General features: G+C 62.3%; 10 protein-coding genes and 1 riboswitch. All 10 genes read right to left on the reverse strand.

The features are described from left to right. Positions 1 to 112 precede the first annotated feature (112 nt). Entirely contained in the window at positions 113 to 1102 is a 990-nt protein-coding gene (locus AC1DUU_RS11560) for an isochorismatase family protein (RefSeq protein ID WP_476783558.1), read from the reverse strand. Then, positions 1099 to 1299: a 2-hydroxymuconate tautomerase gene (locus AC1DUU_RS11565; protein WP_067969826.1), complete on the reverse strand. Its 201-nt coding sequence runs from the start codon at positions 1297 to 1299 to the stop codon at positions 1099 to 1101. Before AC1DUU_RS11565 ends, AC1DUU_RS11560 begins: the two co-directional genes overlap by 4 nt. A gap of 2 nt (positions 1300 to 1301) precedes the next feature. Further along, a complete protein-coding gene (locus AC1DUU_RS11570; RefSeq protein WP_476783559.1) occupies positions 1302 to 1985 on the reverse strand; it encodes a resolvase in 684 nt (227 codons plus the stop codon). Continuing rightward, on the reverse strand, positions 1982 to 3328 hold the full coding sequence (locus tag AC1DUU_RS11575; RefSeq protein ID WP_476783560.1) for a dihydroorotase: 1347 nt from the start codon (positions 3326 to 3328) through the stop codon (positions 1982 to 1984). The genes AC1DUU_RS11570 and AC1DUU_RS11575 overlap by 4 nt, the downstream gene beginning before the upstream one ends. Beyond that, the gene (locus tag AC1DUU_RS11580) at positions 3325 to 4215 is read right to left on the reverse strand and encodes a dipicolinate synthase subunit DpsA (RefSeq protein ID WP_476783561.1); all 891 of its coding nucleotides are present in this window, start codon (positions 4213 to 4215) and stop codon (positions 3325 to 3327) included. Before AC1DUU_RS11580 ends, AC1DUU_RS11575 begins: the two co-directional genes overlap by 4 nt. Continuing rightward, a complete protein-coding gene (locus tag AC1DUU_RS11585; RefSeq protein WP_476783562.1) occupies positions 4212 to 5300 on the reverse strand; it encodes an NAD/NADP octopine/nopaline dehydrogenase family protein in 1089 nt (362 codons plus the stop codon). Before AC1DUU_RS11585 ends, AC1DUU_RS11580 begins: the two co-directional genes overlap by 4 nt. A 174-nt stretch (positions 5301 to 5474) precedes the next feature. Further along, complete coding sequence (locus tag AC1DUU_RS11590) at positions 5475 to 5906, reverse strand: GlcG/HbpS family heme-binding protein (RefSeq protein ID WP_476783563.1); 432 nt, start codon at positions 5904 to 5906, stop codon at positions 5475 to 5477. A 9-nt stretch (positions 5907 to 5915) separates the two neighbouring features. Further along, a complete protein-coding gene (locus tag AC1DUU_RS11595) occupies positions 5916 to 8120 on the reverse strand; it encodes a malate synthase G (RefSeq protein ID WP_476783564.1) in 2205 nt (734 codons plus the stop codon). An 18-nt stretch (positions 8121 to 8138) separates the two neighbouring features. Next, positions 8139 to 9392 carry a D-amino acid dehydrogenase gene (locus AC1DUU_RS11600; RefSeq protein ID WP_476783565.1) on the reverse strand — a complete coding sequence of 418 codons (1254 nt, stop codon included), beginning with the start codon at positions 9390 to 9392 and terminating at the stop codon, positions 8139 to 8141. Positions 9393 to 9538: 146 nt separating this feature from the next. Next, a riboswitch (glycine riboswitch) is annotated at positions 9539 to 9641 on the reverse strand. A gap of 63 nt (positions 9642 to 9704) precedes the next feature. Then, the gene (locus AC1DUU_RS11605) at positions 9705 to 11144 is read right to left on the reverse strand and encodes an amidohydrolase family protein (RefSeq protein WP_476783566.1); all 1440 of its coding nucleotides are present in this window, start codon (positions 11142 to 11144) and stop codon (positions 9705 to 9707) included. Positions 11145 to 11291 lie beyond the last annotated feature (147 nt).

Below are 11291 nucleotides of genomic sequence, written 5' to 3' on the forward strand. Positions count from 1 at the left end.
GTCCCTGCCATCTTATGCCGAGTTGGACGAGCCGATCGGCTGAAAACCGCCAGAACAAATCAGGCGCCGGTCTCCCGGCGCCTGATGACAACTGCACAGTGGCTTAGAAGCCTCAGGCGGTCGCGCCGACCTGATATAGCTCCACCTTGGTGCCGTCGGGATCGGCGATATAGATCGTCAGCCCATAGGGCCCGTCATGCAGCTCGTTGAAATAGCGCACGCCGGCCTTCTTGAGCTTGGTATCAAGAGCGCGGACGTCATTGACCTCAAAGGCAATGTGGTCGAGCTGGCGATGATCGCTGGCCTTGCCGTGAATGAGGGCGATGCCCTGATGGAAGGCGGTGAACGGACGCCCATCCGCGAGCGGTTTGGCCGCTCGGATCGTGAAACCGAGTTGGTTGGTGTAGAAGGCAACCGACGTGTCGATGTCGTTGACCATGATCAGCTGGTGGCCGTAGTTGGTGACGCGTGGCTTGACCTGCTCGCCAATCCAGTCGAGCACTTCCGACGACGGTGCGATCTCGCAGAAATACTGCTTCCAGATCTGCTTGGCGGTTGCTTCCCATTCAGCGTTGACGCCCGACACGCAGTCATCGATGGCGATCACATCGAGATCGCGCAGATAGGCTTCGCGGATCGAGGTCTCGACGCAGGCATTGGTGGTCGCGCCGGTGATGAACAGATGCTGGGTGCCGAGCATCTTCAGCATCATTTCAAGGCGGGTCTCATAGAACGCGCCAAAGCGATGCTTGCGGATGACGAAGGACGGGTCAAAATCGGCGAGTGGCTTCAGCTCGTCAATGATCTGTTCGTCCCAGCTGCCGGCCAGTGCCGACACCTGCTTGCGCCGGGCGGTGTGGCCGAGCAGCTTCTTCTTGGCGCGGTTCTGGTCGACGGCGAAGTGTTCCTGCATCGTCCAGATAACCGGAATGCCGGTGTCCTGGCAGCGCTTGATCAGCTTGGCCAGCGGCGGCACGATCGACGAAAGGCGCTTGGTGTCGACGCCCGAAATGCCAAGCGTGCCTTTCTCGTGGATAAAGGCGTTCTGCAGGTCGATGACCAGCAGCGCCGACTTACGGTAATCGAGGGTTTCGAGGCTCATTTCTTGTGCTCCACCATATCGATGCCGAGCACCCCACCGCGACCCCAGCTGTCCTTGGGAGTCTCGTGTATCACGACATGCAGATGATCGGGCTTGCAGGCAGCCTCTTCGACCATGGCCTTGGTGATGGCTTTGACGAGGTTGCGCTTCTGCTCGACAGTGCGCCCCTCCCACATCTCAACGACGACGAACGGCATAGTTATTTCTCCTCTCTTTCGGTGGGCAGCGCGCCTGAGGCCCAGACGGGCACGGCGGGCGCGAAGCCCGAAACCAGATCGTTGTCCGCCCGGTCGGTGCCACAGAGCAGCCACAGCGGACGGTTCGAATAATTGACCAGCACCTGCTCTTCCATGCAGGCGCGGTTGGCGGGATGGTTTGCATCGCGCTCAAAACGGCTCGTCGCCGGTATCAGCCTGATGACATAGAGCGGTTCGGCGGCATCGAAGCCGTCGAGCGCTTCGGGCCTCATTTCCCCCAGGCTGATCGCCTTGGCCTGAGGGTTTTCCCGACCAACCGGCAGCAAAACGATTGCGCCAGCAAGCGGGCTCACCGGCCAGTAACGGCCCTCCCGGCCCTGCCTCAAGAATTCAGCGTAGCTGCTAGCTTCAACAAACAGCTCGCTGTCCCACAGGATGACATCCGCGCCGATTGCCTTTTGCGCGGTATTGATCACGACCTCGCTCTCGCACAGGTCGAGAAAGCTCCACGGATCGGTGAGACCGATGACATGGCCCCACGGATTATGGATCCCCGACAACCGCTCCTGGCGGATCGTTGCCTTGCGGGCAACGATGCTTGCCACCGCTTCGCGCACCGGCAAACGTGCTGGTGTCAGCGAAACCCGGCCGGCCAGGTCCAGTTGATCGAGGCCGGCTGTTGTCATGACGGCAGGGTCACGCAGCGGCCGCGGCCGTAATTGGTGTCGGCGACCACTCCGTTTTCGTAGACGACATCGCCGCGTGCCACCGTCATCACCGGCCAGCCCTTGAGCTTCCAGCCTTCATATATGCAGGTGCCCTTGCCAGTGTGGGTGACGGTACGCTCCTCGTCGAGATCGACCAGCACCAGGTCGGCGTCGAAGCCGACATCGATATGACCCTTGCGCGGCCACAGGCCGAAACGACGCGCCGGATTGAACGAGTTGAGCTCAACCAGGCGGCTGAGCGGCATGCCGCGCTGGTGGACGCCGAAATGCAGCATCAGCGACAGCTCCCACGGAAAGCTGACGACGCCGGGGAATTCGGTCCACAGGTCTTCGAGCTTCTTGGGCAGGAACGGCACGTGATCGGTGCCGAGGCTGTAGACCGAGCCGTTGAGCATGCCGGCCCACAGGCCTTCGAGTTCGTTGCGGTCGCGCAGCGGCGGCGAGATCTTGGCGCGCATGTCGAGATCTTCGTCATAGCAGGTGCGCGTCAGGTAATGCGGGCAGGTCTCGACAGTGACATGCACGCCGCGCGCCTGCGCCTCGGCGGCCAGAACCGGACCCATGCCGACCGAGGTGTGGACCAGATGCAGTGAGCAGCCGGTCCTTTCGGCCAGGAAGATCATGCGGCGGATGGTTTCGACTTCGCAGAAGGCCGGGCGCGATTCCGTGTAGGCGCCGAGATCCTGGCGGCCGGTCGCGGCGATCTCCTTCTTAATCCACGAGGCGATCTGGGTGTTTTCGCAATGCACGTTGATGACGCCACCGGGAACCTTGGCGAGGATGCGCATCGCGGCATAGACCCAGCCGTCGGTCGCCGGCACGATGCCGATCGGATTGTCGGGCTCGTAGCCGAAATAGCACTTGAACGACTTCACGCCGGTCTTGGCGATGATCTCGGGAATCTCGGCGATGTGTTCTTCGCGCTGGATGCCGAAGTGGAAGCCGAAGTCGATAACCGAGTTCTCCTCGCCCAGCGCCTTCCGCTCCTCGTAGAACGGCAGATAGGATTCCTTGAGGTTACGGATGTAGAGCAGTGCCGTGGTCACACCGCCGGAAGCCGCCGCCGCCGTTTCCGTGCGCATGTCCTCGGCGAAAGGATACTTGACGCCAAGGTGGCAGTGCGGATCGATCAGGCCGGGCATCAACACGCGGCCTTCGGCGTCGATGATGCGGATGGCATCCGGTAGCGACTCATCCGATCCGGTCAGGACGATCTTGCCGTCCTTGACCGCGACACCGCCGTGGAATTCGCCGTCGTGGCGAACCACCCGCGCGTTCTTGATGACCAGATCCGCTTTCATGACTTCTGCTCCAAAATTCCTGCAATGCGCCTGCTGATGCCGCTCCACTGGCTGCGGCCGACGGTGATCGGCGCGCGCGCGCCCATGCCGCGTGCCCAGACGGTCTTCAGCCCCAGTTCGGCGGCGGCATCCCTGTCAATCGTGCCGGGAGGGGCCGCGACATCGACCAGCAGCGCATGCTTGGGCAACAGCGCCAGCTGTTCGCGTTCGAGCAGCCGCTTGGGCACGCTGCCGATGACGACATCCATCTTCGGCAAATATTCCGGCAATTGTTCGAGCGTCAGCGATTCAGCACCCGCCGCATAGGCAGCAGCGCGTTGCACCGGGTTACGCGCCGCGACATGGACATGCGCGCCAAGCGCCAAAAGCGTGTTGGTCAACAAGGAGCCGATAGTGCCCTGCCCGACCAGGCAGATGTTGGATTTATGGATGGTGATTTGGGTATTCTCGATGATCACCTTGAGCACGCCCTCGACGATCGCCGGGCCGCGCAGCAGCATCAGGTCAACGTCCCACTCATATTCATGCAGCGTGATGCCGAGTGCTTCGCAGTGCCCTTTCAGGTTGGCATCGCCCCAGCCGAGGATGATGTGGCCGGGCTTGCGCATGCCGGTCAGCATCTCGCGCGTCGGGATGATCTTCTCCGGGCACTTCGGCGCAAACAGCGCGCCTTCGGCGGTAATGCCGGGGATCGGAAACAGCGCAATGTCGGCGCCCTTCAGCGCGTCAGCAGCGTCCTTTGCGTGATAGACTCCGTCGATACCCTCATCCGGCCAAGGGAATCCATAGGCACGGACGGTTGCGCCGGCACGGACCGCGCAGCGTGCGATCTCCTGTTCGCGGGCGTCGCCGGCGACGACGGCGATGACTGTGTTATGCCAGCTCATTTCGCCCTTACCTTCTCAATGACCTGATCCCTGGACATGCCGGCGATGCCCATCGCCTCGGCGGTACGGCCGCCCTTGCGATAGTCGGTGCCGACGGCGATCTGCGCCAGGCTATAGAGCGAGTGCGCCACCGGTGTCTCGACGCCTGCGATCTTCGCGAATTCAAGGAAAGGCAGCAGGCCGTGGCCGAAGTCTTCCTTGTAATAGCGGTATTCGAGCGAATCCGGGCCCTTGATGCGCTTGTTTGCTTCGCCGCCGGCAATCGCCGCGCGGAAATCGCTGGTGTCGACCACATCGGCCTCGACCGTGCCGAGCAGCTTCATTTCCTCGACGAGATTGGGCAGATCGTGCCCGAAGGCCTTGGCGACCGCCAGCCGCTCGTCGTCGAGTTGCTTCATGACGCGGGCGACGCCAGGTGTCATGGCATCGACATAGAAGGTGAAGTTGCCGCCCGTCGCCTCGACCCAGGCTGCAGCCAAGACAGCCGCCGGCGGATGCAGGACCATGTTGACGTTGGAGAGGTCGGACGCGATCACATCAGCGACCGGGGTGAGGCCCGGATACAGCTTGCCGGCGATCTCCAGCACCTCGGACCCGCCCTTGAGTGCTGCCGCCTTGAGCTGCTTGGCCCGGCCTGAAACGGTGACGCCATCGGGACGGTACTTGCGCGCGACATAGGTCAGCGTCGAGAATTCGACCACGGGAGGCGCGGCACGGCCGGTGCGCGAGAACGTCTCGGCGAATTCGAGCGCGCCGCCAGTGTGACCGGGATTGAGCACGACGGGCTTGCTCGACGACCAGCCAGCGGCGGCGAGTGCGCTTGCAATCGCCGAATGGGAGAAGGTCGGCAAAACGACGACCGCCACGTCGACGCCTGAGATCGCCGCCTTGAGATCGGTGGTGATCTGCGCCGGCTTGGCTACGCCCTCCCCGAGCTTGCCTTCATATGCCACGCCGCCAAGCTTGATGTGCGGCTCCAAAGTCTCCGCCGAACGCGCCCAGAAATGGACGTCATGGCCGGCCTGGACCAATTCTGCGACCGACGCTGCACYGCCCGCGCCCGCGCCTAATACTGCAACCTTCATATTCTCCTCCGAGGATCGAAGCGCGGCGATTCGAACCGCGCGCCCTCAAGCGCCATGGTGTCGCGGACCGGCTTCCTCCCGAGCCAACGCACCGACTTGATTGGCATCAATCAATTTGATCACACTTTATGATCACAGATGAAATTGTCAAGCGGAAGAATACCCTTCCGCCACTCACGCTGTCTGGTGTTTCAACCCGGCCGCTTCGATGCCCGAAATGGCTGCGAGTTCATCATTGTCGGAGGTATCGCCGGTGATGCCGACTGCGCCGAGTAACGCGCCTGAGACCGTCCGGATCAGCACGCCGCCAGGCACCGGCACGATGCGGCCGCCGGAAACGGCATTGAGACCTTCCATGAAGTGCGGGCGTTCCTTGGCCGTCTGGTCGAGCCAGCGCGAGCCCATCCCGACGGAGAGCGCGCCATAGGCCTTACCAGAGGCGATTTCGAAGCGCAGCATCGATGAGCCATCCTGCTTCTGGAATGCGACGAGATGGCCACCGGCATCCAGCACCGCCACCGAAAGCGGCTTCATCTTGGCGTCCTGGGCTTTGGTAAAGGCCGCCGCGATGATGGCATTGGCCTTGGCAAGGGTCAGTTCGGACATGTGGAGTTCCTATCGATTTCCAAAAAGGGCTTGTTTGGCCTTCAACTCAAGCCTGCGCTTGTGGAGCACCGGTTCGGTGTAGCCGTTGGGCTGGGCGCGGCCTTCAAAGACCAGGTAGCAAGCAGCGCGGAAGGCGGTCGACTGGTCGAACTCGGGCGCCATCGGGCGATAGAGCGGATCGCCGACATTCTGGCGGTCAACGATCGCCGCCATGCGCTGCAAAGAATCCATCACCTGGATATGCGAGCAGACATCGTGGCGCAGCCAGTTGGCGATGTGCTGGGAGGAGATGCGCAAGGTGGCGCGGTCTTCCATCAGCCCGACGTCGTTGATGTCGGGCACCTTCGAGCAGCCCACACCCTGGTCGATCCAGCGCACGACATAGCCAAGGATGCCTTGGGCATTGTTGTCGAGCTCGCGTTGGATCTCGTCGGGCGTCCAGTTGGGACGGACAACGACAGGCACGGAAAGAATGTCGTCGAGGCGCGCCTTGGGGCGCGACTTCAGCTCGGCCTGCACCGCATGGACATCGACCTTGTGGTAGTGGGTGGCATGCAGCGTGGCCGCCGTCGGCGACGGCACCCAGGCGGTGTTGGCGCCGGCGCGTGGGTGGGCGATCTTCTGCTCCAGCATCGCTGCCATCAGATCAGGCATCGCCCACATGCCCTTGCCGATCTGGGCATGGCCGGAGAGACCGCATTCGAGTCCGGTGTCGACGTTCCAGGCCTCGTAGGCCGAGATCCACGGCGCCTGCTTCATGTCGCCCTTGCGCACCATGGGACCCGCTTCCATCGAGGTGTGGATCTCGTCGCCGGTGCGGTCGAGGAAGCCGGTGTTGATGAACACCACACGCTCCTTGGCGGCGCGGATGCACTCCTTGAGATTGATGGTGGTGCGCCGCTCCTCGTCCATGATGCCCATTTTGATGGTTTTCCGGGGCATGCCGACAAGGCGCTCGACCCGGTCGAAGATCTCGACGGCGAAGGCGACTTCGTCGGGGCCGTGCATCTTCGGCTTGACGACATACATCGAACCCGCGCGGGAGTTCATGCGACGGCCGTTCTGGCCGACATCGTGCAGGGCGATCAAGGCGGTGATTGCCGCATCCATGATGCCTTCCGGCACTTCATGGCCGTCGCGGTCGAGGATGGCCGGATTGGTCATCAGGTGGCCGACATTGCGCACCAGCATCAAGGACCGGCCGGGCAGCGACACGACACCGCCATCAGGACCGGTGTAGGAACGGTCGCCATTGAGCTTGCGAGTGACAGCTTTGCCGCCCTTGTCAAAAGTCTCCGACAGATCACCGCGCATCAGGCCGAGCCAGTTGCGGTAGACCAAAACCTTGTCTTCGGCATCGACCGCTGCGACCGAATCCTCGCAGTCCTGGATGGTGGTCAAAGCGGATTCCAGCACCATGTCGGAGATGCCGGCGGGGTCAGACTTGCCGATCGCGCTGTCGCGGTTGATCACCACCTCGACATGCAGGCCGTTCTTCACCAGCACCACCGCATCGGAATTTGTTTCCCCGGCACCGCGATAACCAACGAATTGTTTTGCATCGCGCAGGGCAACCACGCCGGATGCCGCCGTCAGCACCAGCTTGCCAGCGTCGACCGAAAGACCGGTGACGTCAGCCCAGCTGCCTTCAGACAAAGGTGCCGACTCATCCAGAAACGCCTTGGCCCAGGCAATCACCTTGGCGCCGCGCTTGGGGTTGTAGCCCTTGGTCTTCTCCGCGCCATCGGCATCGGAAATCGCATCGGTGCCATAAAGCGCGTCATAGAGCGAACCCCAGCGCGCGTTCGCCGCGTTCAGCGCATAACGCGCATTCATCACCGGCACGACCAGCTGCGGCCCAGCGACGGTGGCGATCTCGGCGTCGACATTGTCGGTGGTGACAGCAAAGGCTGGGCCTTCCGGCACGAGATAACCGATCTCGCTCAAAAACGCCTTGTGGGCCGCCATGTCGTGCGGCGCGCCATGCTTGCGATACCAGGCATCGAGCTTGAGCTGAAAGTCGTCGCGCTTTTCGAGCAGCGCCCGGTTCTTGGGCCCAAGATCATGGACGATCTCGGCAAAACCTTCCCAGAACTTTGCGGCATCGACCCCAGTTCCAGGCAAAGCCTCCGAAACAACAAAGTCATGCAGCTCGCGAGAAACGCGAAGGCCATATAGCGAAACGGTGTCGATCATCCGGCTCATCATGTTCATCGTTTCAACTCCCGGAAATCAGGCCGCGATCGCAGCGTCGGTACGGAATTCGCCGGCAATGGTTTCGGCGACCATCTGGGCGGTGGCGGCGGACAGCGTCCAGCCGAGATGGCCATGGCCGGTGTTGTAGAAAACACCCGGCTGCCGGCCCTTGCCGACCCTTGGCATCATGTTGGGCATCATCGGCCGGAGGCCGGCCCACGGCACAACGCGATTGGTATCGACTTCGGGGAACAGCATCCGTGTCCAGTCGACCAGCGGCTTGACGCGGTCGTCGCGGATGTCGCGGTTCATACCATTGAACTCGGCGGTACCGGCGACTCGAAAGCGCCCCTCGCCGAGACGGCTGGTGACGATCTTGGCGCGGTCGTCGAGCAAGCTGACCCAGGGCGCGGCAGTCTGGCTGCGTTCATCGTCGAGATGCACGGTGATTGAGTAACCCTTGACCGGATAGACATTGACGCGGTCGCCGAGCATCGCGGCGAAATGACGGCTGGCGGAGCCGGCGCAAACGACGATGCCGTCGGCCTCGGCGACCCTGTCAACTGGCTGGCCATCGACGCCGCCCGTCGTGTAGCCGATGCAGAAAACGCCATCGCGGGCGATGCGATTGACGGTAGCGTCGAACACAAAACGCGCGCCACGCCGCTCGCAGGCCTTGGCAAGACCGTAGGTGAACTTGTGGATGTCGCCGGTCGAATCCGACGGCGTGTAGAAACCGCCATGGAAATCGCCATGCAACGTCGGTTCAATCGACTTCACTTCTGACGCCGTCACTGGGCGGCGGTCGAGGCCGCCTTCGACCAGCATCGAATTGACCTTCAGCGCATGCTGGAAGCTCGGCTTGTCCCAGTAAAAATGCAGGATGCCGCGCTGGACATGGTCGAAGTCGATGTTCTCGCGCTCGGCAACTGCGAAGAGGTGCTTGCGCGCGGCAATCGCCAGCCGCGTCGTCTCCACGGTATTGTCACGGTAATTCGCGATGTTGGAGACGAACTCGGCGAGCCAGGCATATTTGTGCCAGGTCGGCATCGGGTTCATCAAAAGCGGTGCATCGCTGCGCAGCATCCACTTGATGCCCTTGAGCAAAGTCGACCAATGGTTCCAAACCTCGGCATTGCTGGCCGACAGCTGGCCGCCATTGGCGAACGACGTTTCCATGCCGGCGTAGCGCTGGCGATCGATGACGGTGACGGAATAGCCGCGCTCCAACAGCGCATAGGCGGTGGTGACGCCGGTGATACCGGCGCCGATGACGGCAATATGAGGCATTTCACTCTCCGCGATCAAAGTTGGGAGCGGGCCGAAACCCGCGGCTTGTCCCCAATCTGTCGCTGTACCTGAGAGCTTAACCGCGACAGCCTTGCCGTCACGGCTTTCCCCTTCGGTGGGCACTCGAAGTGCCTCTCTCCAGATCGTTCAGCTGCATGGTCACTTTTGCCTGAGAGTTTCCTGGGGGGTTGCTCCGTCGGCGCCGGCCGGTGCCTTGAGGCTACGGCCGATCTCTCCCATGCAGCCTGCGAACGCATTGCTTCTACAGGCAGCCAAGCGCTTCCGCCGCGTCAGCTGCGGAAGCGCTGTGCGTCAGTTACCTTCGTCGTACAGCGTCGTGGTCGTTTCGACGCCATGCTCGTGCAGGCCGGCGCGAACCACAGCAGCAGCCGCCAGTTCGCGCGCCTTGCGGCGGATGCCCGGTTCATCGACGCCCTGCACCTTGCCGTCAGCATAAAGCACCTTGCCGTCGACCCAGGTCTGGGTGATCGAGGCGGTTGAAGCTGAAAATACCAGCGCCTGCAGCGGATCGTAGAACGGCGTCCATTCGACATGGTCGAGGTCGAACAAGATGAAGTCGGCCTTCTTGCCGATCTCTAGCGAGCCGATCTCGTCGTCCCACATCAAGGCGCGTGCGCCTTCGATGGTCGCGGCACGCAGCGCCTGCCTTGCGGTGAAGATGTCGGGCTGCATCCGGGCGTCCTTGAACATGCCGGCAACGACCAGCATCTGCCGCATCAGGTTCATGTTGCCGGCAGCCGACACACCGTCAGTGCCGAGACCCACCTTGACGCCTGCCTTGACCATCTCGGGGTATTTGCCTATCGCAGTCGCACCCTTGCCGAGCTTGAACGACGAGCATGGGCAAAAGGCCACGCTGGCACCGCGTTCAGCGAGCAGCTTAACCTCCTCGTCCGACACGGCAGCTCCATGGGCGATGACAAGGTTCTTGCCGATGCCGCCGGCCCGGTCGATGCGGGTGATCGGCCAGCAGCCATACTTGCTTTCGCAGACCTTGGCTTCCTCAATCGACGTGGCGAGGTGGTAGGTGGTGCCAACGCCTAGCTTTTCAGCAAGCTTCACCGCACCAACATGCAGTTCAAGGCTGCAGGGCTCCTTGCCCTCGATGTTGACCCAGCAGYGGGCACGGCCATCGAGCGTGTTGTTGTAGCGCAGTACGTTTTCTTCCAGCACCTTCAGCGCCGACTGCGCGTCGGGGAAGAAGTGGTGGTCGGCCATCTCCTCGGTCCAGCCGCGCGGCAGCTCTGCCGGACGATTGTCGGCGGCGTGGCGACCGGTGATGCCGCGGATGCCGGTCTTTTCCATGGCGCGGATGACGACACCGGGATCGTATTGCGAGCCCATGTCCAGGAAGCATGTGGTGCCGCAACGCAGCATCTCGGTGATGCCGAGCAGCGCGCCCCAATATTCATCCTCTTCGGTGATGTGAGCGTAGAACGGCTTGGCCCAATGAAACACCCAGGCGCGGGTGTTGAGATTATCGGGGAAGACCGCGCGCGACAGCGTCTCCGACAAATGCACGTGGCTGTCGACGAAGCCCGGGCAGAGGCCCAGCATCGTGCCGTCGATGACCTTGTCGAAGCTTTTGCCCTTGTGGCGCGCCGCAACCTCATCTGCCGGGCCAATGTCGGCGATCCGGTCGTTTTCCACGACCATGCTGGCGTTGCGCAGTACCGTGTCATCCTTGTCGACCGTGAAGGCGAAATTCAAATTCTCGATCAGCGTGCGCATGTGTCTCCACCCCATACTTCAGTCACGGACCCTCAATCTCGCCCCGCCGGTCCGTGACGGCGGGTGATATGTCGCTTTGCGGCCGGGTCACAAAGCACCCCGGCTGCCAATTCACAAGGCAAGTTCGCTCAGGCGACCGCCTTGACC

The sequence above is a fragment of the Aminobacter sp. P4_H6_2 genome, assembly GCF_056400805.1.